This is a genomic window from Hydrogenophilus thiooxidans (assembly GCF_019049855.1).
GTDB lineage: Bacteria > Pseudomonadota > Gammaproteobacteria > Burkholderiales > Rhodocyclaceae > Hydrogenophilus > Hydrogenophilus thiooxidans.
In genome coordinates, this window is record NZ_JAHLSY010000003.1 from 21,050 (window position 1) to 44,255 (window position 23,206).

Annotated in this window: 20 protein-coding genes and 1 pseudogene; 17 read left to right on the forward strand and 4 right to left on the reverse strand. The window is 60.5% G+C overall.

Annotated features, from left to right (window positions below; translation table 11 throughout):
- The first annotated feature begins 23 nt into the window (after nucleotides 1–23).
- The 6 genes and pseudogenes from dusB to KUL93_RS02050 form a co-directional block, all read left to right on the forward strand.
- The gene (gene dusB, locus KUL93_RS02025) at nucleotides 24–1,013 is read left to right on the forward strand and encodes a tRNA dihydrouridine synthase DusB (protein ID WP_217125462.1); all 990 of its coding nucleotides are present in this window, start codon (nucleotides 24–26) and stop codon (nucleotides 1,011–1,013) included.
- Nucleotides 1,010–1,291 (forward strand): helix-turn-helix domain-containing protein, encoded by a 282-nt coding sequence (locus tag KUL93_RS02030; RefSeq protein ID WP_217125463.1) that lies wholly within the window; start codon nucleotides 1,010–1,012, stop codon nucleotides 1,289–1,291. The genes dusB and KUL93_RS02030 overlap by 4 nt, the downstream gene beginning before the upstream one ends.
- A 21-nt stretch (nucleotides 1,292–1,312) precedes the next feature.
- On the forward strand, nucleotides 1,313–2,887 hold the full coding sequence (purH, locus tag KUL93_RS02035) for a bifunctional phosphoribosylaminoimidazolecarboxamide formyltransferase/IMP cyclohydrolase (RefSeq protein WP_119335254.1): 1,575 nt from the start codon (nucleotides 1,313–1,315) through the stop codon (nucleotides 2,885–2,887).
- Nucleotides 2,888–2,957: 70 nt separating this feature from the next.
- The gene (purD, locus tag KUL93_RS02040) at nucleotides 2,958–4,277 is read left to right on the forward strand and encodes a phosphoribosylamine--glycine ligase (protein ID WP_217125464.1); all 1,320 of its coding nucleotides are present in this window, start codon (nucleotides 2,958–2,960) and stop codon (nucleotides 4,275–4,277) included.
- The gene (gene hemF / locus KUL93_RS02045; RefSeq protein WP_217125465.1) at nucleotides 4,277–5,245 is read left to right on the forward strand and encodes an oxygen-dependent coproporphyrinogen oxidase; all 969 of its coding nucleotides are present in this window, start codon (nucleotides 4,277–4,279) and stop codon (nucleotides 5,243–5,245) included. The genes purD and hemF overlap by 1 nt, the downstream gene beginning before the upstream one ends.
- Nucleotides 5,246–5,329: 84 nt before the next feature.
- Nucleotides 5,330–6,079 (forward strand): annotated as a pseudogene (locus KUL93_RS02050) (HDOD domain-containing protein); the annotation flags it as partial.
- A 47-nt stretch (nucleotides 6,080–6,126) separates the two neighbouring features.
- Here KUL93_RS02050 and KUL93_RS02055 read toward each other — a convergent pair.
- On the reverse strand, nucleotides 6,127–6,708 hold the full coding sequence (locus KUL93_RS02055; protein ID WP_217125467.1) for a DUF1415 domain-containing protein: 582 nt from the start codon (nucleotides 6,706–6,708) through the stop codon (nucleotides 6,127–6,129).
- Between the two features lie 92 nt (nucleotides 6,709–6,800).
- On the opposite strand from KUL93_RS02055, the gene KUL93_RS02060 reads away from it, so the two are divergent.
- Nucleotides 6,801–7,661, forward strand: coding sequence for an HDOD domain-containing protein (locus tag KUL93_RS02060; protein ID WP_217125468.1), 861 nt, complete (start codon nucleotides 6,801–6,803; stop codon nucleotides 7,659–7,661).
- The gene (locus tag KUL93_RS02065) at nucleotides 7,637–9,577 is read left to right on the forward strand and encodes a bifunctional diguanylate cyclase/phosphodiesterase (protein WP_217125469.1); all 1,941 of its coding nucleotides are present in this window, start codon (nucleotides 7,637–7,639) and stop codon (nucleotides 9,575–9,577) included. Before KUL93_RS02060 ends, KUL93_RS02065 begins: the two co-directional genes overlap by 25 nt.
- Here KUL93_RS02065 and KUL93_RS02070 read toward each other — a convergent pair.
- From KUL93_RS02070 to ffh, 3 genes are read right to left on the reverse strand one after another with little or no spacing between them, the layout of a single operon-like run.
- Nucleotides 9,534–10,280, reverse strand: coding sequence for a competence/damage-inducible protein A (locus tag KUL93_RS02070; RefSeq protein WP_346731619.1), 747 nt, complete (start codon nucleotides 10,278–10,280; stop codon nucleotides 9,534–9,536). The two genes, KUL93_RS02065 and KUL93_RS02070, sit on opposite strands and share 44 nt — an antisense overlap.
- A complete protein-coding gene (locus tag KUL93_RS02075) occupies nucleotides 10,280–11,131 on the reverse strand; it encodes an EI24 domain-containing protein (RefSeq protein ID WP_217125471.1) in 852 nt (283 codons plus the stop codon). The genes KUL93_RS02070 and KUL93_RS02075 overlap by 1 nt, the downstream gene beginning before the upstream one ends.
- A 10-nt stretch (nucleotides 11,132–11,141) precedes the next feature.
- Nucleotides 11,142–12,497, reverse strand: a complete 1,356-nt coding sequence (gene ffh / locus KUL93_RS02080; RefSeq protein ID WP_217125472.1) for a signal recognition particle protein — start codon at nucleotides 12,495–12,497, stop codon at nucleotides 11,142–11,144.
- A gap of 36 nt (nucleotides 12,498–12,533) precedes the next feature.
- Here ffh and KUL93_RS02085 point away from each other — a divergent pair, with 36 nt between their 5' ends.
- From KUL93_RS02085 to argB, 9 genes are read left to right on the forward strand one after another with little or no spacing between them, the layout of a single operon-like run.
- Nucleotides 12,534–13,364 carry a cytochrome C assembly family protein gene (locus KUL93_RS02085; protein WP_217125473.1) on the forward strand — a complete coding sequence of 277 codons (831 nt, stop codon included), beginning with the start codon at nucleotides 12,534–12,536 and terminating at the stop codon, nucleotides 13,362–13,364.
- A complete protein-coding gene (locus tag KUL93_RS02090) occupies nucleotides 13,361–14,650 on the forward strand; it encodes an HlyC/CorC family transporter (protein ID WP_217125474.1) in 1,290 nt (429 codons plus the stop codon). Before KUL93_RS02085 ends, KUL93_RS02090 begins: the two co-directional genes overlap by 4 nt.
- Entirely contained in the window at nucleotides 14,647–16,362 is a 1,716-nt protein-coding gene (gene pilB, locus KUL93_RS02095; RefSeq protein ID WP_217125475.1) for a type IV-A pilus assembly ATPase PilB, read from the forward strand. The genes KUL93_RS02090 and pilB overlap by 4 nt, the downstream gene beginning before the upstream one ends.
- A 13-nt stretch (nucleotides 16,363–16,375) precedes the next feature.
- A complete protein-coding gene (locus tag KUL93_RS02100; RefSeq protein WP_346731615.1) occupies nucleotides 16,376–17,587 on the forward strand; it encodes a type II secretion system F family protein in 1,212 nt (403 codons plus the stop codon).
- A 16-nt stretch (nucleotides 17,588–17,603) separates the two neighbouring features.
- Nucleotides 17,604–18,491 carry a prepilin peptidase gene (locus KUL93_RS02105; protein WP_217125476.1) on the forward strand — a complete coding sequence of 296 codons (888 nt, stop codon included), beginning with the start codon at nucleotides 17,604–17,606 and terminating at the stop codon, nucleotides 18,489–18,491.
- 57 nt (nucleotides 18,492–18,548) lie between these two features.
- On the forward strand, nucleotides 18,549–18,821 hold the full coding sequence (locus KUL93_RS02110) for an FmdB family zinc ribbon protein (RefSeq protein ID WP_119335268.1): 273 nt from the start codon (nucleotides 18,549–18,551) through the stop codon (nucleotides 18,819–18,821).
- Nucleotides 18,822–18,843: 22 nt separating this feature from the next.
- The gene (aspS, locus tag KUL93_RS02115) at nucleotides 18,844–20,634 is read left to right on the forward strand and encodes an aspartate--tRNA ligase (RefSeq protein ID WP_249419186.1); all 1,791 of its coding nucleotides are present in this window, start codon (nucleotides 18,844–18,846) and stop codon (nucleotides 20,632–20,634) included.
- 15 nt (nucleotides 20,635–20,649) lie between these two features.
- On the forward strand, nucleotides 20,650–22,233 hold the full coding sequence (locus tag KUL93_RS02120) for a tetratricopeptide repeat protein (protein ID WP_217125477.1): 1,584 nt from the start codon (nucleotides 20,650–20,652) through the stop codon (nucleotides 22,231–22,233).
- Between the two features lie 52 nt (nucleotides 22,234–22,285).
- On the forward strand, nucleotides 22,286–23,176 hold the full coding sequence (argB, locus tag KUL93_RS02125; protein WP_119335271.1) for an acetylglutamate kinase: 891 nt from the start codon (nucleotides 22,286–22,288) through the stop codon (nucleotides 23,174–23,176).
- Nucleotides 23,177–23,206: the final 30 nt, after the last annotated feature.

Below are 23,206 nucleotides of genomic sequence, written 5' to 3' on the forward strand. Positions count from 1 at the left end.
CGAAAACTCGAACGATACGTGCCGTGAACTACCTCGGTTTTACGCTGCGCAACAATTTGTTCGTTGCTCCGATGGCAGGCGTCACCGACCGCCCGTTCCGCCAACTTTGCAAGCGCTTGGGAGCGGGGCTTGCGGTCTCTGAGATGGTGACCTCCAATTCGCTCCTCTACGGCAGTGTCAAAACACAGCGCCGTGCCAACCACGAGGGCGAAGTCGAGCCGATCGTCGTTCAGATCGCAGGCGCCGACCCCAAAATGATGGCCGAAGCGGCGCGCTACAACGTCGATCGCGGCGCTCAGATCATCGATATCAACATGGGGTGTCCCGCAAAGAAAGTCTGCAACGTCTTCGCTGGCTCGGCGTTGATGCAAGACCTCAAACTGGCTGCGGCGATTCTCGAAGCGGTGGTCAAAGCGGTTCCCGAAACCCCGGTGACCCTCAAGATGCGGACCGGCTGGAACCGGCAAAACAAGAATGCGCCGGAACTGGCGCGCATCGCTGAAGACCTTGGGATTCGTGCGCTGGCGATCCACGGTCGGACACGAGCCGACCAATATATGGGAGAGGCAGAGTACGACACCATCGCCCGGGTCAAAAGCCTCGTGTCGATTCCTGTGATCGCGAACGGGGATATCGACACACCCGAAAAAGCCAAATACGTCCTGGAATACACCGGTGCCGACGCCGTGATGATCGGTCGGGCCGCACAGGGTCGCCCGTGGATTTTCCGGGAAATCGAACACTACCTCGCCACCGGCAAACACCTTCCGCCTCCCTCCCGTGCCGAAATTCGCGCGATTCTGCTCGAACACCTGGAAGAACTCTATGCCTTTTACGGAGAAGAGACCGGAGTCAAAATCGCGCGTAAACACATCGGGTGGTACTCGAAAGGGTTACCGGGGGGCGCCGCGTTTCGCCGGGAGATGAACCAACTGGAGTGCGCGGCGGCACAGCGCGAACTCATCGACCGCTTTTTCACCGAATCGCCTGCCTTTGAGGAGCGCGTTGCATGAATGCGCCACAGAACCCCTACCCGCACGACCCCCTTCGCCCAGACGATACGTTGTGCATCGCGGTCAAAACGATGCTCGACCGCTATTTCGTCGATCTCGACGGCGCTCCTCCATCGGATCTGCACGCTATGGTCATGAAGCGGGTCGAACGCACGCTCTTCGAATACGTGCTCATCCGAACCCACGGCAACATCACCCGCGCTTCCGAACTCCTTGGTGTGACGCGCAACACCTTGCGCCGCAAACTGAAAGAGCACGACCTCTATCCCAATGCCTGAAATCGATCGAGGAAACCACCGATGACCCACCGCACCGCGCTCTTGAGCGTCTCCGACAAAACCGGCCTCATCCCCTTTGCCCAAGCGTTGGCGCAATTGGGCTACACGCTGCTTTCTACCGGCGGCACCGCGAAAGCGTTGCGTGACGCCGGTTTGACCGTCACCGACGTTGCCGAACACACCGGCTTTCCGGAAATCCTCGATGGCCGTGTCAAGACGCTGCACCCACGCGTGCACGGCGGCATCCTCGCCGATCGCAGCAACCCCGAGCACATCGCGACGCTCGCCGCGCACGACATCCCCCCCATCGAGATCGTCGCCGTCAATCTCTATCCGTTTGCCGCCACGGTTGCCCGTCCCGACTGCACGCTGGCCGAGGCGATCGAAAACATCGACATCGGCGGGCCGGCGATGGTTCGCGCCGCAGCGAAAAACCACGGCGACGAGCAGGGTGGCGTCACCGTGATCGTCGACCCGGCCGACTACACGCCCGTGCTCGACGAACTCAAAAACCGCGGCCAAGTGAGTTACGCCACACGCTTTCGTCTTGCTGCGAAAGCCTTCACCCACACGGCGCGATATGATGCAATGGTGAGCACCTACCTCACACAACGGCTCGAAGGCGACGCCACCTGGCCCCAAGCCCTCCACCTCTCCTTCGACCTGGTGATGCCGCTTCGCTATGGTGAAAACCCGCACCAGCAGGCGGCGTTCTACCGCGACCTCAATCCGGCGCCGGGCGCGCTTGCGCTTGCCGAAACGCTGCAAGGCAAAGCCCTTTCGTTCAACAACTTGGCAGATGCCGACGCCGCGTGGGAATGCGTGAAACAGTTCGATCCCCAGCAAGACGGAGCAGCGTGCGTGATCGTCAAACACGCCAACCCGTGCGGCGTTGCCGTAGCCGAATGCGCAGCGGATGCCTACCGCAAGGCGTTCGCAACCGACCCCACTTCTGCGTTCGGCGGGATCATCGCGTTCAATACCGTGGTCGATGCCGCAGCAGCCGAAGCCCTGACGCAGCAATTCCTCGAAGTAGTGATCGCGCCCGATTACACCCAAGAAGCTCGAGCGCGCCTTGCGGAGAAGAAAAACGTCCGGGTTTTGCGCTGTCCGTGGGGTCCGGCGGTTGCGCAGCAGGATCTCAAGCGCATCGGCGGCGGATTGCTCGTCCAGTCCAACGATACCGACCTGCTCGATCCCGCTCACCTCAAAGTGGTGACACGCCGCACACCAACGCAAGACGAAATGCGCGACCTCCTCTTTGTCTGGCGCGTTGCCAAATTCGTCAAATCGAACGCGATCGTCTACGGCAAAAACGGGCAAACGATCGGGATTGGCGCAGGCCAGATGAGTCGTGTGGACTCCTCGCGCATCGCCGTGATCAAAGCGCAAAACGCCGGGCTCGAGGTGCGCGGTTCGGTCGTGGCGTCGGACGCGTTCTTTCCGTTTCGCGACGGCGTCGATGTCCTTGCGCAAGCGGGCGCCACTGCAGTGATCCAACCGGGGGGCTCGGTGCGCGACGAAGAGGTGATCGCAGCCGCAAACGAACACGGGATTGCGATGGTTTTCACGGGCATGCGCCATTTCCGTCACTGAGCGCCACTCGACACCAAAACGAAGCGGATCGGTCATACAAGAAAGAAAGGCGAAGCAGAGGAAGGGCAAGATGAAACATCTGGGTTTAACCGTGATGGTGGTTGGGAGCGGCGGTCGCGAACATGCACTTGCCTGGAAACTCGCGCAGTCGCCGCGGGTGCAGCGCGTGTTCGTCGCGCCAGGCAACCCCGGGACCGCCGCGACGGAAAAATGTCGCAACCTCCCCGCGAATGACATTCCCTCCTGGATCGACGCGGCAAAGCGCCATCACGTCGATCTCACCGTGGTGGGCCCCGAAGCGCCACTTGCGGCGGGAATCGTCGATGCGTTCCAAGCCGAAGGGCTCACGATTTTCGGACCGACGCAAGCGGCTGCCCAGCTGGAAGCCAGCAAAGCGTTCGCCAAAGCCTTCATGGCTCGGCACGGTATCCCCACGGCGCCCTACGCCACCTTCTCTGACCCCGACAAAGCGCACGCCTACGTCGACGCCCAAGGCGCGCCGATCGTCATCAAAGCCGATGGGCTCGCGGCCGGGAAAGGCGTCGTCGTTGCGCAAACGCTCGACGAGGCACATGCGGCAATCGACAAAATGTTGGTGAGCCGGGAAATGGGGGAAGCGGGCGCGCGTGTGGTCATCGAAGCGTTCCTGGAAGGCGAGGAAGCGAGCTTCATCGTGATCGCCGACGGCAAAGAGGCGTTGGCGCTGGCGACCAGCCAAGACCACAAACGCCTTTTGGACGGTGACCAGGGGCCCAACACGGGCGGAATGGGGGCCTACAGCCCTGCTCCGGTCGTCACCCCCGACGTGCATGCGCGCGTGATGCGGGAAATCATCCGTCCCACACTCGCTGCGATGGCTGAAGAGGGTACGCCCTACGTCGGATTCCTCTATGCCGGGCTGATGATCGCGCCCAATGGCGCGCCTTTTGTGGTCGAATTCAACTGCCGCATGGGTGACCCGGAAACCCAACCGATCATGGCGCGGCTCAAATCGGATCTTGTCGACCTCATCGAAGCCGCGCTCGAAGGGCGAATCGGTGACGCCACTGCCGAATGGGATCGGCGTGTCGCGCTTGCGGTGGTGCTCGCTGCCCAAGGCTATCCCAACGCGCCGAAGAAAGGGGACCCGATCATGGGCCTACCTAAAGAACCGACACCGCTTGCCATCAATGACGATTCGGTGTTGATTTTCCACGCCGGCACGGCGCAACGCGACGACGGCACCCTCGTCACCGCAGGGGGGCGAGTCCTTGCGGTCACTGCATTGGGCGACTCGGTTGCCGCGGCACAACAGCGTGCCTATGCCGTCGCCGAACAGATTCGATTCCCGGGCAAACAGATGCGTCGCGACATCGGCCACCGCGCCATTGCCAAACCGGGACGGTCGTGATGGCGTTGCCAATCGCCGAACTGCGTGACCGTTTTCTTGCGCTCCAGCGCGAAATCGTCTCGTCGCTCGAAGCGTTCGACGGTGAGCCGTTTCACACCGATGCGTGGTCTCGTCCCGCTGGTGACCGTCTGCAAGGCGATGGGCTTACCCGTCTCATCGAAAATGGCCGCTTCTTCGAACGGGGCGGCTGCAACTTTTCCCATGTCCGGGGGGCGAGCCTTCCCCCTTCCGCCACGGCGCACCGTCAGGAACTTGCTGGCCGCCCGTTCGAAGCGCTGGGCGTATCGCTCGTGCTCCACCCGCGTAACCCCTACTGCCCGACGGTGCACCTCAACGTTCGCTTTTTCGTCGCGCACAGCAATGACACACAGCCTGACGTCTGGTGGTTCGGCGGCGGGATGGATCTCACCCCGTACTATCCGTTCGTCGAAGATATCGTCCATTTCCACCGCACCTGCCGCGACGCGGTCCATGCCGGTGGCGGAGACGATACGTGCTACCGGGAATGGAAAACGTGGTGTGACCGTTACTTCTTCCTCAAACACCGCAACGAACCACGGGGCGTCGGCGGCCTCTTCTTCGACGATCTTGGCGCCGACGGCAACACCCCGTTTGACGCTGCACAACGGCTCACCTTTGCGGTCGGCGACCATTTCCTGCCCGCCTATCTGCCGATCGTCGCGCGGCGCCGCCACCACCCCTACGGCGAACGGGAGCGGCAGTTCCAATGTTACCGGCGCGGGCGCTACGTCGAGTTCAACTTGGTCTGGGATCGGGGAACCATCTTCGGCCTGCAAACAGGGGGTCGAACCGAATCGATCTTAATGTCCCTGCCCCCAGTGGTCCATTGGCGCTACGATTGGCATCCCGAGCCCGGCTCACCCGAAGCACGACTCTATGAATTGCTCACGCCCCGGGACTGGGCGTTCGAAGGGAGCCACGGCGATGAACAATCCACCTCTGAGTGAGCAGACCGCACAGCAGCTGATCGCGCGCATCGCGATCCCGCCTCGCCCCCAAATCCTGACGGAGATTTTTTTTCTGCACTCCAATCCGATGCGCCCGATTTGCGCGCACTTTCTCGGCTCGTTGCCAGCGATGTCGCGCTCTCGGCCGCCGTGTTGAAAACGGTCAATTCCCCTTTTTACGGCTTACGGCGCAAAGTGGAATCGATCGATCAGGCGGTCACCCTGCTTGGCTTGGACAACATCGCTACCCTGGTGACCGGTTTTACGGTGCGTCATACCCTTGCCACCCCAAAACTCGAGCGTTTCTGGGACAGTTCGGCACGGATCGCCCTCCTTTCCGCAGCCATTGCCAAACAACTGAAAAATCTGTCCCCTAATCTCGCTTACCTGTTCGGGCTCTTTCGCGATTGTGGGATTCCTCTGATGGCGGCCCGCTTTCCGGATTATCTCGAAACACTCCGCGCCGCCAATGCCGAATTTCAGCGCCCCTTCACCGCAGTCGAAGAAGAACGCCATCAAACCAGCCATGCGATTGTTGGGAGTCTGCTTGCCAAGAATTGGGGACTTCCAGAGCCGATTTGTGAAGCGATTGCGCACCACCATGAACTGGACTGTTTTGCTTCAGAAAGCCTCTCAAACATGGCGCTCAACCTGATCGCGACAGCCCTTATCGCTGAACAAATCGATTACCGGGCCATGCGTTTGACCGAAAACTACGAATGGGAAAAACTCGGAAATGCCGCTCTGGAATTTCTCTTACTCTCCGAAGAAGAATACAATGCGCTCTGTGACGACTTGATCGCATTGCTCGACCCCTCGAACGCCGACACCTGACCGCTCGCGCCGCGAGGCCGACCGCACGCGCAGATTTTAGGCGCGCCTTACTTTTTTTCGTCTTCCAACTCCGGCCAGATCTTCAGCTTCGCCAACCCCGACCGCCCCAATTCGCGCATCAAGGCTACGTTGCGTTGCCAGATCGCGTCGGGGTTGGGATGATCAGCAACCGCTTGCGCAATACTGGCTTCGCGCAGGAGGTGCAGCGTCGGGTACGGTGCCCGATTGGTGTAGTGGCTCCAATCCCCTTCCGGCTCCTCGGCAAATTGAAATTGGGGATGGAACGACGCGATCTGGATCACCCCAACCAAATCGTGGTCCTCCAAACAGGCTTCGGCCAGATCCAAGAAATCGTTGAACGTCGCGAAATCAGGGAAAAGGGTGGGGTGGACGAGAAGCGTCGTGTCCAGGACCTTCGGGTCAGTCGTTACGAGCCGCTCCAGCTCTTCGTCCAAATGCTCCAGAAAATGATCGATGTGGCGTGCATCGCTTACTCGGATGCGCACTTGCTGGTTGAGCCAAACGGCTTTGGCGTACGGGCATAAGTTCAGCCCGATCACGGCCCTTTCGATCCAAGCACGCATCTGCTCGACCACCGCTGCTTCATCGATCGAATCCGTTGGCTCCATTCTGTCGTCGCTCCTTGTCATCAAATCGTCATCTCGATCCGCTACCCTTTCGACCAAACACCAGCACCGACGATACCGGGAGGAAAGCGATAATGCCATCTCTGAACGCATCAGAAAAGGCGCAAGAACGAAGCGCAACCGACCCGCTTCTCGCCAACATCCCCATTCCTCCGCGCCCGCAGATCCTGTCGGCGATCGACCAGGAATTACAGCGCAAACACCCCAGCATGCGTACTATTGCCGATCTGGTCACGCAAGATCTCGCACTGAGTGCTGCGGTACTGAAAACGGTCAATTCGCCAGCCTATGGTATCGCACGTCCGTTGGAATCGATCCGCCAAGCGGTCACGCTCCTAGGTGTGGAAACGCTGGTGACGCTGGTCACCGCAATCGCGTTACGCAATCAGATCTCCACCCCAATGCCGCGGTTCTGGGACAACAGCGTACGCATTGCTTCGTTGAGTGCCGCGATCGCGTCCCATCTGGGTTGCCTCAACCCCAGCGAAGCCTACCTTTTCGGCTTGTTTCGCGATTGTGGGATTGCGCTTCTTTGGCAACGTTTTCCCGATTATCCTGAAACCTTGCACGATGCCAACCGCGAATTCACGCGCGCCTTCACCGCGGTGGAGGACGAGCGACACGCGACGAATCACGCAGTCGTCGGCAGCCTGCTCGCTTCGCATTGGCACTTGCCCAAAAACGTCGTCGATGCCATCGCCCTCCACCACGATCGCAACGTCTTTCAACTGGATCACGCACCCGAGATCCTCAACCGGATCAGTATCGCCATTTTAGCGGAACGAATCGCGAACTTATGGTCCGGACGCGACGAACACTATGAGTGGGAAAAATTGGGGCAAGCTGCACTCGACCAGCTGCTGCTCAGTGACGAAGCCTTTGCGGCATTGACAGACGAATTGCGCGACAAATGGCGCGCACACGACGCCGCTTGAACTACCATGACCGACCCAATACCAATATGCCAACCGACGCGCACCACAACGTTGCAGAAAACCCCATGAACGCGATCCATTACACGTCACACATCCGCAACGACGACACAAGTGACTGGCGACTGACATTGGACGACATTCTGTGTCGACGCGCCCTCGTTGCCCATTTCCAACCGATTTGGCGGGCCCGTGATCTCACCTGCTACGGTTGGGAAGCGCTGATCCGTGGGCCGCAAGACAGCCCACTGGCCAGACCAGACGCGCTTTTTTCCGCAGCACGCGCGGCGCAGCGTATCGCCGAACTCGATTACGCCTGCCGCGAAGCGGCGATCGCTGCCTATGCGCACCAAATCGCCAATGGTGCGCCGCACAAGCTCTTCCTCAACGTCGAGCCGCTCGCGTTCATCCAGGGCGCCCAAAAAGGGTGGACCCGCCATCTTCTCACTGCGCACGGCATGGCACCGAGCCAGGTGGTGATCGAAATTACCGAAGCATCACCACACCTGGACTATGACACGCTGCGGCAGGCAGTAACCCATTACCGCCGCCAAGGGTTCGAGATCGCGATCGACGATCTGGGCGAAGGGTACGCGTCGCTTCGTGTCTGGTCGGAAATCCGTCCCGACTATGTCAAACTCGATCGCCACTTCGTCCACCAAGCGGTAACGGACGGCGCCGTCCGCCGTTTTCTGGAAGCGGTGGTGATGCTGAGCCAGACCACCGGAAGCCGCATCGTCGCAGAAGGGGTGGAAAAAGCGGCGGAATGGCATTTGGTGCAGCAGTTGGGGTTCGACTTCGTCCAAGGTTTTCTGTTCGCGCCACCGCAAAAAACGCTGGTTGATTCGCTACCCACGGAGAAACGGCGGCAATGGCTCCAAACAGGGAACGCGCAGGTGCTCACGAAAGCGCACACCCGGAACGTGGCTTCGCTCGCACTCGCAATCCCGCCAGCAACGCTCGAAACGAACAACGAAACGATCTATGCCCGTTTCACCGCCGATCCGGATTTGAGCGCAATCCCGGTAGTCGATACGGACGAACGTCCCCTGGGTCTCATTTTCCGCCACCCGTTCCTGGAAGATTTCGCCCGTCCCTACCGCCACGAACTCTTTGGCCGCAAATCGTGTCAGCACTACCTGAGCAAAGCGTTTGCGATCCGCTCCGACGCGACCATCCACGAACTCTCCCAGCAGCTGCAAACGCTCGCGCTCACCGAGCTGGGGCGACCGTTCCTCGTCGTCGGCGAAAGCGGCAAATACCTGGGGCTTGGCGACGGGCAGGCGCTGTTGCGCACCTTGGTGGAGCTGCAACTCGAAGCGGCACGGTACGCCAACCCGCTCACCGGCCTTCCCGGAAACTTGCCGATCAACGACCGCATCCAAAGCCTACTCACACAGCAACTACCGTTTGTCGTCGCCTACGTCGACATCGCCCACTTCAAAGCGTACAACGATCTCTATGGATTCGAGCGCGGCGACGAACTGATTCGGCTGGTTGCGGAACTCCTGAAGCGCCACGTCACCCATCCGGAAGACTTCATTGGCCACATCGGCGGCGACGACTTCATCGTCCTCTTTCGCGATCCCGCGTGGCAAGAACGGATCACGGCGCTCTTTTCCGCTTACACCGCCGCGCTTCCCAGTTTCTACAGCAGCGACGACTGGCAGCGCGGCGGCATCGAAGCAGAAGATCGCCGTGGCAACGTGGTCTTTCACCCCCTTTCCGCACTAACTGTAGGCGCACTACCGGTTCTGCCCCAGCAATTCGACAGCTACCGGGCGGTGGCCGCTGCGGCTGCGGAAGTGAAAAAGCTGGCGAAAAAGTTAAGTGCCGACCAGGCCAAGAGAGGGATCGTTCCCGCCAACGCGCTCTTTACGGAGCGAAGGCAACCCCCCGCGCCGTCAGCGCCGCTTTGAGCTCCGCGATCGCTTGCGAAACCTGCGCGGCAGGCCCTTTGAACCCCAGTTCGAGCCGCCAGCGACCGCCGCTCTCCTCCTTGAGGAACGGCAAAGAAAAAAGCGTCGCTTCGGGATACTTTTCGGTAAGCTGCTGCATCAGATCCAGGAGGTCGCCTTCACGGACATCCCAGGCAATGAGGCTCTCTTCCACCCAATCTTCGCGAGCGAAATGGTCACGGTAGTAGGTATCGAGCACCCATTCGACCATCGGCCACGCCATCCGCGGGAAACCGGGAACGAAGTGGTGGTGTTCGACGCTGAAACCGGGAATCTGGTTGTACGGGTTGGGAATGATCCGCGCCCCTTCCGGGAAAACCCCCATTTCCAGGCGTTGCGGCGTCGCGTCCGCACCCAGCCGAGCCCGAATGAGCGCCTCGGCCTCCGGGTGCAAGACAAGACGCCGCCCCAGCGCGGCAGCGGCGCACTGCCGCGTATGGTCGTCGGGCGTTGCGCCAATCCCGCCGAAGCTAAAGACCACATCGCTCGTAGCGAAGCTGCGCCGAAACGCTTCAGTGAGGCGCAACGGATCATCCCCCAGATAATGGGCCCAAGAGAGGCGTAACCCACGCTTCTTGAGGATGGCGATGAGCGCCTTGAGGTGTTTGTCTTCCCGCCGCCCCGAAAGGATCTCATCGCCGATGATATACGCGCCGATATGGATCATGGCAGCAACTCCCACGTTGGTTTCGTTTCCGTCGCTTCCCGGCTCGACGTCGGCGTCGTTCTTCCATTCCCCCGCTCCCAAGCGAGCAGCTCCAGGGTAGCATGAGCAAACAGGATCCCGATCAGCACCGGCGACAGGAGATTGACGAACGGAATCCACAACAGCAAAGCCCCGACCATACCGACTGCGAAGAGCCACCCTTTGTAGCGCTCGGCTACGCGACGCAGCTCCGTGCGATCGGCGACCTCGCTCAAACAGTCATAGACAAAGGTGCGCTGGTTGAGCCAGGCGGTGAGGACGAAAGGAAAAAGGACAAGCGCACCAGGTACCCACCACAGGAGCAGCGTCGCCACCATACCCAAGAGATAGAGCAGCACCGCGACGAGGGTATTGACGATACTGCCCGCCACCGAGCCCCCATGACGGAATTCGAGCGCGGAGTAATCGCGTTGCGCGATCCGACGAATCAGCCCCGGCAGTGTCCACACCGCCAACAGCACCAGCGCCGTCACGTAGATGAGTGGGATCACCCCCAGCCAAAAGGCAAACTTCACGCCAATCGCCAGCGCCCCCGCCCACCAGGGCACGTCACCCGCTGCCGCGCCATCGGGGGAACCGGCTGCTTCGAGCCAACCGCCCACCATCGCCGTGACCGGTTCCCACGCCAGCGCACCCACGACCAGCCAGATGAGGCTGGCGACGAGCACGGGCCAGATCAACGCGCCGATCGCCTCGCCACGCAACAAAGTTCTGAGCGAACGACGAAGCGCAAGCCACAGCAGGCCACTAAGGCCATCCGGCCACCGCGGCCCAGCGAAGTCGGCCGCGTCGCTTCCCGCATGCGTCATCGCACCTCCTTTAGCGCAAGCGCGGCAACACACCGCCCAGACCGCGCATCATCTTTTTGAGTCCGCCTTTGCCCAAGCTCTTCATCAACCGCTGGGTCTGATCGAACTGTTTGAGCAAGCGGTTCACTTCTTGCACCGTCACTCCGGCACCCGCCGCGATCCGCTGTTTGCGTTTCGCTTTGATGATTTCCGGGCGCGCACGCTCTTCGGGCGTCATGCTGTCGATGATCCCCTGAATCCGTCGGATCATTTTGTCGTCGCTGCCTGCCGGGAGCTGCCCCGCCATCTGCGCGATCTGCGCGGGCATTTTGTCAAGTAGCGCGGTCATCCCGCCCATCTTACGCAACTGCACGATCTGCTCACGAAAGTCGTTGAGGTCGAACCCTTTCCCTGACTGGATCTTCTTCGCCAGTTGTTTTGCTTTCTCCTCGTCGACCTCTTTGCGCGCCGCTTCCACCAGCCCCAGGATGTCCCCCATCCCCAAGATCCGACTGGCCATGCGCTCGGGGTAGAAGGGCTCCAAGCCGTCGAGTTTTTCACCGACGCCCGCGAATTTGATCGGCGCACCGGTGACGTATCGCACTGAAAGGGCCGCCCCACCGCGCGCGTCACCGTCGAGCTTCGTGAGCACCACGCCGGTAAGCGGCAGCGCGTCGTGAAACGCTTTCGCGGTATTGACCGCATCCTGCCCCAGCATCGCGTCGACCACGAACAGGGTCTCAGTCGGTTGCAGCGCGTCGTGGAGCGCGCGAATTTCGTCCATCATCGCCTCATCGACCGCAAGCCGACCGGCGGTATCGACGATCAGGACGTCATAGAGTCGCCTTTTTGCCTCTGCCAATGCCTTCTGCGCGATCGCGATGGGCGATTCGCTCGGCTGCGAAGGGAACCAGTCGACCCCTGCTGCTTGTGCGACCGTAGCCAATTGCTCGATCGCCGCTGGGCGGTAGACGTCGGTGGAGACCGTGAGCACTTTTTTGCGTTTCGTCTCTTTGAGCCATTTCCCCAATTTGCCCACCGTGGTGGTTTTACCCGCCCCTTGCAACCCCGCCATCAAAATGACGACGGGAGGCCGCGCGTTGAGTTGCAGCGGTGCCTCACCCCCCCCCATCAAGGCTTTCAGCTCATCAAAGACGACCCCCACGAGCGCCTGCCCTGGGGTGAGGGAACCGATCACCTCTTGCCCGACTGCTTTGCTCCGCACCCGCTCGATGAAGGCTTTGACCACAGGCAACGCAACGTCGGCCTCGAGAAGCGCCATGCGCACCTCACGCAGCGCCTCCTGAATGTTCTCTTCGGTCAAGCGCGCCTGCCCGCGGAGCGTCTTCACCACACGGCTGAGGCGTTGGGTCAGTTGGTCGAGCATCTTCAAATCTCTCCGAATCGGTTACACTTTTGCATTATGACGTCGATTCTACTGCATTTGGCCGCAGCCCTTTGCTACGCCCTCGTCGCGGTCGGGGGGTGGCGCCACTGTCGTGTCTCCGACCTACAATCCTGCCCACCGCATTGGCTCCGCCCCGCCTACGTCGCCGCACTCCTGGTTCATGCCGCTGCAGTCTGGGCGATCCTCTTTGGCGGCGTGACGAGCGGGATCCGTTTGGGTGTGGCGCCGGTCTTCTCCCTCACCCTCTGGTTGGCTGGCATCATCCTGGCGTGGGATCTGCGCCGTCCCGAAGGCCACTGGGCAACGCTCATCCATGCGCCAGCAGCTGCAGCGGTTGCCATCGTTGCGGCGGTTTTGCCGCTTTCGCTCGATCCGGTGGTCGCCGCCGGTCGCCCGGCACTGGTTGCTCATCTCTTGGTTGCGATCGTCAGCTATGCGCTCTTTTCCGTGGTCGCGATCCACGCTTTTCTCATGACCCTTGCCGAACAGGCGCTGCACCGCCACCGTTTTTTCCGATGGTTGGAGCGTCTGCCGCCGCTCATGACGATGGAGCGACAACTCTTTCGCATGATTGGAATGGGATTTGCTGCGCTCACGCTGACCAACCTCACCGGAATCTTTTTTTCCGAAGCCCTCTTTGGTCTACCTTGGCGCTGGGACCACAAAACGGTCTTCTCTCTTTCGGCGTGGCTTGTTTTCGCCGTGCTGCTTCTCGGGCGCTGGCGCTATGGTTGGCGCGGCCAAACGGCGCTGCGATGGTTGTGGGGCGGGATCGTGCTCCTCGTGCTTGCTTACCTGGGTTTTCATTTCGTTCGTGATTTCTTATTGAACCATCGATCGGCATGAGCGCCTCGTCCCAACTTGTCACGGTTACACCCTGGCACTTCGTTGCGCTCGTCGCGCTCCTTGTCGGCTCTGCTCTGGCGTCGATGAGCGAAACGGTGATGATGGCGGCAAACCGTCTTCGCTTGCAGGCGCTGGCTGCGCACGGCAACCGCAGCGCCCACTTTGCCACGGTGCTCTTGGCCGACACAGACCGCCTCTTGGGCGTCATTCTGCTTTTGAACAACGTGATCAACGTCGGCGCGGCGACACTTGCGTCGGTGATCACCCTTGCCCTATTTGGCGAACACGAAAGCGCGCTCGCTGTCGGCAGCTTCGTTCTGACCTTCGTGATCCTCGTCTTTTCGGAAATCACCCCGAAAGCAATCGGCGCACGCTACGCCGACACTTTGGTTCTCTGGTTCGCCTGGCCGCTCACGGTGCTCTTGAAACTCACCGGTCCGATCGTCGATTTCGTCAATCTCTTCGTCAAGGGGCTTCTGACCCTGTTGCGCCTCAATCGACGGCGGGATCTCAACAGCTACTCACTCGAAGAACTTCGCATGCTGCTAAGGCAAACGTCGGTGTGGCGTTTCCAAAACCACCGTGAGCTGTTGCTCAACCTCCTGGACATCGAACACCTTACCGTTGCCGACGTGATGAAACCGCGACGGGCGATCGAATCGCTCGACCTTTCCGAAAACGAAAATGCGTTGCGTGAGCAGTTGGCAACGGCATACCACACCCGGCTGCCGCTTATCGACAGCCGATCGGACGAAATCTTGGGAATCGTGCACGCCCGCCAGATCTTGAGCGCGCTGTTGCAGGATCAACCCTTTTCGCGCGAACTCCTCAAAAAGCGGGCAACGCCCGCCTATTTCATCCCGGCCAAGACCCCAGTATTGACACAACTCAACGAGTTCCAAAAACGGCAACAGCGGCTTGCGTTGGTGGTCGACGAATACGGTGAGCTTTTGGGGTTGGTGACGATCGACGACATCGTCGAAGAGATCGTTGGGCAATTTACCACGTCGCTGTCGGGCTCGCACCCGATCCAGTGGGATGAACAGGGCAGGGTCACGCTACCCGGAGAGACGTTGATTCGCGACATCAACCGCGCGCTGGGAATCCGCCTGCCGGAAGATCGTGGACGGACATTGAACGGCTTACTGCTTGCGACGTTACAAGCGCTCCCGGACGGGGAGACCGCGGTCCGTTTTGACGAGGTGGTAGTCGAAATCGTGCAAACCGACTCGCGAACGGTCCGCGTCGCGCGCCTGCGTCGCGTTTCTGAGGAACGTAGCGAATGAACGCCAAACGCCACATCACGGGTCTCATGCGCGCATTGGTGCACGCGGGCTGGGTTGACGAGGGGCAATTGCAAAGCGCGCTCGCACAGCCCGACGAGGGGCCATTCGGTGTCTTGCTCACGCTGATCACGATCGCGGATCTCTCGGAAAAGCGGTTGGCCCATTTTGCCGGCGAGCAGTTCGGCATCCCGATCCTGGACTTGGATGCCGTCGATCTCGACAAAATCCCCAAAGATCTGCTCGATCGCGAACTCGCGTTCAAACACGGCGTGCTTCCCCTTTCGCGGCGGAAAGGGAAAACCGTCGTCGCGATGGCCGACCCTTCGCAAGTGGAACTGCTCGATGCGTTGCGCTTCCAAAGCGGCCAGACGATCGAACCCGTCGTCGTTCCTGCGAAGACCCTATGGCGAACGCTCAACGAATTTTTCCAATCGGCAGCCGACGCGCTCGCGTCCCTGACTGACGAAGCGCTTGACCTCTCGGCCGAAATCCACTCGGAAGAGGATCGCGCAACAGCCACCCCAAGCGACGAAAAGATCGACGATGCCCCGGTTGTCAAATTCATCAACAAAATCCTTTTCGATGCGATCAACGAAGGGGCATCCGACATCCACTTCGAGCCCTACGAAAAACACTACCGCATCCGCTTTCGCGCCGACGGCGTCTTGCGGGAAGTGGCGCGTCCGCCGCTTGCGCTCAAAGACAAGATCACGGCGCGGATCAAGATCATGGCGCGGCTCGACATCTCGGAGCGGCGCGTCCCGCAGGATGGCCGCATCAAATTGGTGCTCAACCGCCAGAAAGCGATCGATTTTCGTGTCTCGACCCTCCCCACCCTTTGGGGAGAGAAGGTGGTGATGCGCATTCTCGACCCCTCTTCGGCGATGCTCGGCATCGACGCGTTGGGGTACGAACCCGATCAGAAAGCGGCGCTTCTCGAAGCGATTCACCGTCCCTACGGCATGGTTCTGGTCACCGGGCCAACGGGGTCGGGGAAGACCGTGTCGCTCTACACCTGTCTCAACATCCTCAACCAACCCGACGTCAATATCTCGACCGCCGAAGACCCGGTCGAAATCAACCTGCCGGGGATCAACCAGGTCAATATCAACGAAAAAACCGGGTTGACCTTTGCCGCGGCGTTGCGCGCCTTTTTGCGCCAAGACCCGGACATCATCATGGTGGGTGAGATCCGCGACCTCGAAACTGCCGATATCGCGGTCAAGGCGGCGCAGACCGGCCACCTGGTCCTATCGACGTTGCACACCAACGATGCCCCCTCGACGCTCGACCGTCTGCGCTCGATGGGTCTGCCGCCCTTCAACATCGCCTCCTCGGTGATCCTCATCACTGCGCAACGGCTTGCCAGACGCCTGTGCGCATGCAAAGTACCGCAGGAGATCCCAAAACCGGCGCTCCTTGCCGCGGGCTTTACCGAAGCCGACCTCGACGGCAGTTGGACGCTCTACGGCCCAAACCCGAAAGGGTGCGAACGCTGCCACGGATCGGGGTACAAGGGGCGGGTTGGCATCTACGAAGTGATGCCCATCTCGGATGCGATGCGCGAATTGATCATGACCAACGCGACTACGCTCGACCTCGAACGACAAGCGCGCGCCGAAGGGGTGCGGAGCTTGCGGCAATCGGGGCTTTTGAAAGTCAAACAAGGGGTGACGTCGCTTGCGGAAGTGCTCGCAGTGACCAACGACTAAAAAGGAGGAGAAGGTGGCACGAGCAACAGCCCAAGAAGAGAAATTGTTCGTCTGGGAAGGAACCGACGCCGCAGGGAAAAAAACACGCGGTGAAATCCGGGCTGCGAGCGAACTGGCGGCGAAATCGGCGTTGCGCCAAAAAGGGATTCGCGTCCGCAAACTCCAAGCGGTAAAGATGCGGCGCGGCCGCGTCCAAGAAAAAGACATCGCCCTTTTCACCCGGCAATTGGCCACGATGATGAAAGCGGGGGTGCCGCTTTTGCAAGCGTTCGACATTGCGATTCGCGGCACATCGAACCCGGCGCTCGCGCGGTTGTTGAACGAGATTCGCAGCGACATCGCGCAAGGCAATTCGCTTGCGCAAGCGTTTGCCAAACACCCGCTCTACTTCGACCGGCTTTTCGTCGCGCTCGTCGCCGCGGGCGAACACGCCGGGGTCCTCGACGATCTGCTCGACCGCATCGCAACCTACCAAGAAAAGATCATCGCAATCAAAAGTAAGATCAAATCGGCACTCTTTTATCCCGCCGCGGTGGTCGTGGTTGCGTTCATCGTCATCTCGATTTTGATGATTTTCGTGATCCCGCAATTCAAAGAGATCTTTTCGAGCTTCGGCGCCGATCTTCCGGCGCCCACGCTCCTCGTCATCTCGATCTCCGAATTCTTCGTCGCGTGGTGGTGGGCCATTTTCGGTACGCTGATCGCCGCGGTGGTGGCGTTCGTGCTCACGCACCGGAAATCGCAAACGTTTCGCGACCGTGTCGATCGTCTGCTACTGAAACTGCCTGTCGTCGGGGTCATTCTCCAAAAAGCAGCGATCGCGCGCTGGGCGCGTACCCTTGCGACGATGTTCGCCGCGGGCGTGCCGCTCAACGAAGCACTGGTTTCGGTTGCCGATGCGGCGGGAAATGCCGTTTACCGCGACGCCACTGAGCAGATTCGCACCCAGGTGACCCAAGGGGTCGCACTCACCGTTGCGATGATCGACGCCGGCGTCTTTCCGGCGATGGTGCCGCAAATGGTTTCGATTGGCGAAGAGTCGGGGCAACTCGACGACATGCTCAACAAAATCGCCGAATACTACGAAAGGGAGGTGGACGACGCCGTCGCGTCGCTCTCACAGCTTTTGGAACCGGTGATCATGGTCTTCCTCGGCGTGGTCGTCGGCGGTATCGTCGTCTCCATGTACCTGCCGATCTTCAAACTCGGACAAGTGGTCGGCTAAACGCGCAGGAATTGCGATGACGCCAACACAGACATTGCCTCTGCTCTTCTGGGTCGGAGCTGCCGCACTCCTCGGCGCGGTGGTGGGCAGTTTTCTCAACGTCGTGATCCACCGCTTGCCCAAGATGCTGGAACGGCGGTGGTATCGCGAAGCCACTGCCTATTTGGCCGAATGCGCAGGCACGGCAAAGACCCTTCCGGACCCCTCTGCTGATGCGCGCGTCGAAACCGAGCGCTTCAACCTTGCGTTTCCCGCGTCGCACTGTCCGCAGTGCCACCACCAGCTGGCGTGGTGGGAAAACCTGCCGATCCTCTCGTGGTTGCTGCTGCGTGGTAGCTGTCGCGCTTGCGGCAAGGCGATTCCTGCGCGGTACCTCGTCGTCGAAGGGGTCACGGCGCTCGTCACTGCGGGCATCGTCTGGCATTTTGGCCTCACGGTCGTGTCACTCTGTGCTGCCGTGTTCGCTTGGTCGTTGATCGCGTTGGCGTTCATCGACTGGGAAACCCAGTTGTTGCCGGACGACATTACCCTGCCACTCCTGTGGGCGGGCTTGCTCGTCAACCTCGAAAACCTGTTTGCCCCATTACCCCAAGCCGTTCTCGGCGCTGCGAGTGGCTACCTGCTTCTTTGGAGCATCTTCTGGCTCTTCAAATGGCTCACAGGCAAAGAAGGGATGGGATACGGTGACTTCAAACTGCTCGCCGCGCTCGGGGCGTGGTTCGGCGCCGCACAATTACCGCAAATTTTGCTCGTGAGCGCTTCGCTCGGTGCTGTGATCGGCGTGGTGGCGCGCGTACGTGGCCACTTGGCCGCTGGCGCGCCGATCCCGTTTGGCCCATTCCTGGCGTTTGCTGGCCTCATCACCCTCTTTTGGCCCGATCTCGTGACGCGCCTCACCTTTTAGCAAACCGCGCACCCGTTTATAATTTCGCGTTTGTGCCGTGTGTTTGGGAGAACCACGATGCCGATCTACGAATATCGTTGCGAATCGTGTGGTCATGAACAAGAACACCTGCAAAAGGTGAATGACGCTCCGATCACGACGTGCCCCACCTGTGGCAGCGGCACCTACGTGAAGCTCCTTTCTGCGGCTGGGTTTGCGTTCAAAGGGGACGGCTGGTACGTCACCGACTACAAAGGCAACAGCAACACGAAAAAGAGCACGAACGCAACCGCGGACAACAGCGGATGCGGTGCGGGCGCCTGTGAAGCCTGCGCAGCAACCACCGAATGACATCACAACGATAGGAATTGCGATGCGAAGCCACTACTGCGGAACCGTCACCGCGCAACACCTCGACCAGACCGTCACCCTCTGCGGATGGGCACGCCGTCGCCGCGACCACGGGGGCGTCATCTTCATCGACCTCGCCGACCGTTCCGGGATCGTCCAGGTCGTCGTCGACCCCGACCGCCCCGAAGCGTTCCGTTTGGCCGAAACGGTGCGCAACGAATATGTCCTGCGCGTCACCGGTACCGTTCGGCGGCGTCCTGAAGGAACGGAAAACCCCAACATTCCCACCGGGGAAATCGAAGTCTTCGTCGAAACGCTCGAAATCCTCAATACGAGCGCCCCGCTCCCCTTTTCCATCGACGACGAACACCTCTCTGAGACCGTGCGCCTGACCCACCGCGTGCTCGACCTGCGTCGCCCCACCATGCAAAAGAATCTGCTTTTGCGCTACCAGGTCACGCGCGCCTTTCGCCGCTTTCTCGACGCGCACGGATTCGTCGATATCGAAACCCCGATGCTTACCAAGAGCACGCCAGAAGGGGCGCGGGACTATCTCGTGCCGTCCCGGGTCCATCCCGGCCATTTCTTCGCGCTACCGCAATCCCCACAGCTTTTCAAGCAGCTCTTGATGGTAGCTGGTTTCGATCGCTACTACCAAATCACCAAATGTTTCCGTGACGAAGATCTGCGCGCCGACCGACAACCGGAATTCACCCAAGTCGATATCGAGACTTCGTTCCTGACCCAAGAAGAGATCATCGCCCTCATGGAGGAGATGATTCGCTCGGTCTTTGCCGAAGTGCTCGACGTGACGCTACCGAACCCGTTTCCCCGCCTCACCTATGACGAAGCGATGCTGCGCTACGGCTCGGACAAGCCGGACCTGCGTGTCACGCTGGAACTCACCGATGTGACCGATGCAGTGCGCGACGTCGCGTTCAAGGTCTTTTCTGGTCCCGCCAACAGTGGTGGCAAAGTGATGGCGCTGCGCGTACCGGGCGGCGCCGCGCTCACCCGAGGCGAAATCGACGACTACACCCGTTTCGTTGCGATCTACGGGGCCAAAGGGCTCGCGTACATCAAAGTCAACGACGCCGCCCAACCGAACGAAAAGGGGCTGCAGTCGCCGATCGTCAAGAACCTGCACGAACGGGCGTTGCGAACGATCCTCGAGCGTACCAGTGCGCAAACGGGGGATTTGCTCTTCTTCGGCGCAGACAAGCCAAAAATCGTCTACGATTCGTTGGGCGCGTTGCGCGTCAAACTCGGCCACGAAAAAGGATTCCTCACGGGGGCCGAGTGGGCGCCGGTTTGGGTGGTCGACTTCCCAATGTTCGAATACGACGAAGACGAAAAGCGCTGGGTGGCGTGCCACCACCCCTTCACCAGTCCGCGCGAAGCCGACCTCCCCTATCTGGAGAGCGACCCGGCGCGCGTACGCGCGCAAGCGTACGACCTCGCGTTGAACGGCTGGGAGATCGGCGGCGGGTCGATTCGTATCTACCGCGAAGCGGTGCAGCGCAAGGTTTTCGCGGCGTTGGGGATTTCCGAAGCAGAGGCGCAAGAGAAATTCGGCTTCCTCTTGGATGCGCTGAAATACGGTGCACCACCGCACGGCGGGTTGGCATTCGGGTTGGATCGGATCGTCACGTTGATGACTGGCGCGGAATCGATCCGTGACGTCATCGCGTTCCCGAAGACCCAGCGGGCGCAGTGTCTGCTCACCCACGCGCCGTCACCGGTTTCTGAGGCGCAACTCAAAGAGCTCCATTTGCGTCTGCGCCTTCCCGAAAAGGCCACGAACGCCTCGTGATACACGGCGGCGACGATGCGCGCGCTGCTTATCGAACCCCACGGGACGACGCGCGCACTCCTGCAGTCGGCGCTCTGCGAAAGCGGTTGTACGGCAGTCGAAGTCACAGCCACCTTCGCTGCCGCACAATCCGCGCTGGCGAATCAGAAGCCGGACCTCATCGTCTCGACATGGAGTGGCCCAGACGGTAACGCCCTCGACCTACTGGAAACGGTTCGCAGCTTTCCCGACGCGCGTGCCGGAACCCCTTTCGTGGTGCTCACCCAAGAGCGGCAAATGCAAGTGATCCTCAGCACTGCCGATCTCGGACCCGACGCAGTGCTGTTGCAACCGGTCAGCAGCTGGCAGCTGCAAAAGCGCGTCCATTCGGTCACCGCCCGTTACCAAGCACTCCTTCCCCTCTGGCGGCTTTGGGGTGACCCGGAGATCGAAACCGCGCAGAATGCATTACAAACCATTCTGAGAGCCGCACCGCAATTCCGTAACGCTGCGCTGCGCCTCTACGGGCACCTGCTCGAACGCGCCGGCCACTGGGAAGCGGCGCTGGCGCACTACGACGCAATCCTTGCGGAACACGCCAAACCCTGGGCGTCGTTGGGGAAAGCGCGCACATTGCTTGCGCTCGACCGACTCGACGAAGCCCAAGCGGTCGTCACTGCCCTTACCGACGCCCACCCCCGTTTTCTCGACGCGTGGGAAGTGCAGGCACTTATTGCGGAACGGTTGGGCGATCGCGAAGCCGCGGCGGCGGCTTTTCAGCAAATCGTCACGCAAGCCCCGATCAACCGCGTGCGTCTGCAGCACGCCTTGCCGATCCTTCTTGCCGCGGGCGATCACGAAACCGCGTGGCGCGCTCTGCAACGCTTGCAAACCCACCGCATCCCACGCAACGCCGAAGACAAAATGCTCATCGTCGAAGCGATGGCGGAAACCGGCCGATGGGACGAAGCCAAAGCGCTCGTTGCCGAACTGGGAAAATGGACCAAGAGCCCGTTGGAATTGGCGATTTTCCATTTTGCCCAATTTCGCCTGGCGCACCGTCAAGGTTTGGCAGAAGAAGCCACCGACGCGTTACGGCTCGCGTTACATTACGCATGTGACTCGGCAATTCCCGATCCACTTCCTGAATGGTTCTCCCGTCTGCTCCTTGCCGGACTCTCCGACGAAACGCTACGCAGTGATGCGTTGCGCTTACTGAAGCGGTTGCGCGAGTTGCTGCGCGACCACACGACGCGCCAACACCTCGCGGCGCAGTTGCGCAACGCAGGCTATGGGCAGTTGTGGGACGACGTCGAACGGCAACTTGCCGAATCGGCGAAAAAACTCGTGCTGCAAGGCGTCTCTTACGCCCAAACGAACGACTGGCCAGCCGCGATCCAAGCAATGGCCAAAGCCGTGGAAACGCTGCCGGGAAGCCCTGCGGTTCACTTCAACCTGGCGCTTGCGTTCCTTCGCGCCCGTGCGCACGGCGTGATCCCCGCAGAAGTCGCGCAAGAACAGGCGAAGCGCGCCGCGCGCACACTGCGCCGTCTCGACCCCAACTATCCGGGTTTACAGAAGTTGGAAACGCTGCTTGCCCCCCAGCAAGAAAACCCTTGATACAATCTTTCCATCCATTCTTTTCTTGTTCGTGAGACCAGGACCCACGCCAATGAACGACAACACGATCGACCCCCGTCTCAAAGCCAGCATCCTTTCGGAAGCACTTCCCTATATCCAGCGCTTTTTCGACAAAACCATCGTCATCAAATACGGGGGGAACGCAATGACAGACCCCCACCTCAAAGCCTGTTTCGCGCAAGACGTAGTGCTCCTGAAACTGGTGGGGATGAACCCGGTCGTCGTGCACGGCGGGGGGCCGCAAATCGAAAACCTGCTGCAACGCGTCGGGAAAAAGGGCGAATTCATCCAAGGCATGCGGGTCACCGACGCCGAAACGATGGATGTAGTCGAAATGGTCCTTGGAGGCCAGGTCAACAAAGAGATCGTCCATCTCATCAACCAGCATGGGGGTAAAGCAGTTGGCCTCACCGGCAAGGATGGGGGTGGCTTCATCCGCGCGCGGAAACTCTACATGAGGATGCCCGGTAAAGACGAAGACCTGATCGACCTCGGTCAGGTGGGCGAAATCACCCGCATCGACCCCAGCATCATCTCCTTTCTCGATTCCGGCGATTTCATCCCCGTGATCGCGCCAATCGGCGTCGGTGAAGACGGCCAAACCTACAACATCAACGCCGACGTCGTCGCCGGGAAAGTCGCCGAAGTCCTCCGCGCCGAAAAACTGGTGCTCCTCACCAATACCCCTGGGGTGCTCGACAAAGCGGGCAATCTGCTGACCGGACTCACCCCCAGCCTGATCGACCAACTGGTCGCCGACGGAACCCTCTCAGGCGGCATGTTGCCCAAGATCGCATCCGCACTTGAAGCGGCGAAAAACGGCGTGCGCTCCGTGCATATCATCGACGGCCGGGTCGAACACGCCCTTCTGCTCGAGATTCTCACCGACCATGGCGTCGGCACGATGATTCGTGCCGAATGAGCAGCAAACAGGATGATCGAGCATGCACAA

Coding starts and splice junctions, on each gene's coding strand:
- KUL93_RS02030 (WP_217125463.1), top strand. CDS start 1,010: ATGAATGCGCCACAGAACCCCTACCCGCACGACCCCCTTCGCCCAGAC.
- purH (WP_119335254.1), top strand. CDS start 1,313: ATGACCCACCGCACCGCGCTCTTGAGCGTCTCCGACAAAACCGGCCTC.
- purD (WP_217125464.1), top strand. CDS start 2,958: ATGAAACATCTGGGTTTAACCGTGATGGTGGTTGGGAGCGGCGGTCGC.
- hemF (WP_217125465.1), top strand. CDS start 4,277: ATGGCGTTGCCAATCGCCGAACTGCGTGACCGTTTTCTTGCGCTCCAG.
- KUL93_RS02055 (WP_217125467.1), bottom strand. CDS start 6,708: ATGGAGCCAACGGATTCGATCGATGAAGCAGCGGTGGTCGAGCAGATG.
- KUL93_RS02060 (WP_217125468.1), top strand. CDS start 6,801: ATGCCATCTCTGAACGCATCAGAAAAGGCGCAAGAACGAAGCGCAACC.
- KUL93_RS02065 (WP_217125469.1), top strand. CDS start 7,637: ATGGCGCGCACACGACGCCGCTTGAACTACCATGACCGACCCAATACC.
- KUL93_RS02075 (WP_217125471.1), bottom strand. CDS start 11,131: ATGACGCATGCGGGAAGCGACGCGGCCGACTTCGCTGGGCCGCGGTGG.
- ffh (WP_217125472.1), bottom strand. CDS start 12,497: ATGCTCGACCAACTGACCCAACGCCTCAGCCGTGTGGTGAAGACGCTC.
- KUL93_RS02085 (WP_217125473.1), top strand. CDS start 12,534: ATGACGTCGATTCTACTGCATTTGGCCGCAGCCCTTTGCTACGCCCTC.
- KUL93_RS02090 (WP_217125474.1), top strand. CDS start 13,361: ATGAGCGCCTCGTCCCAACTTGTCACGGTTACACCCTGGCACTTCGTT.
- pilB (WP_217125475.1), top strand. CDS start 14,647: ATGAACGCCAAACGCCACATCACGGGTCTCATGCGCGCATTGGTGCAC.
- KUL93_RS02105 (WP_217125476.1), top strand. CDS start 17,604: ATGACGCCAACACAGACATTGCCTCTGCTCTTCTGGGTCGGAGCTGCC.
- KUL93_RS02110 (WP_119335268.1), top strand. CDS start 18,549: ATGCCGATCTACGAATATCGTTGCGAATCGTGTGGTCATGAACAAGAA.
- aspS (WP_249419186.1), top strand. CDS start 18,844: ATGCGAAGCCACTACTGCGGAACCGTCACCGCGCAACACCTCGACCAG.
- KUL93_RS02120 (WP_217125477.1), top strand. CDS start 20,650: ATGCGCGCGCTGCTTATCGAACCCCACGGGACGACGCGCGCACTCCTG.
- argB (WP_119335271.1), top strand. CDS start 22,286: ATGAACGACAACACGATCGACCCCCGTCTCAAAGCCAGCATCCTTTCG.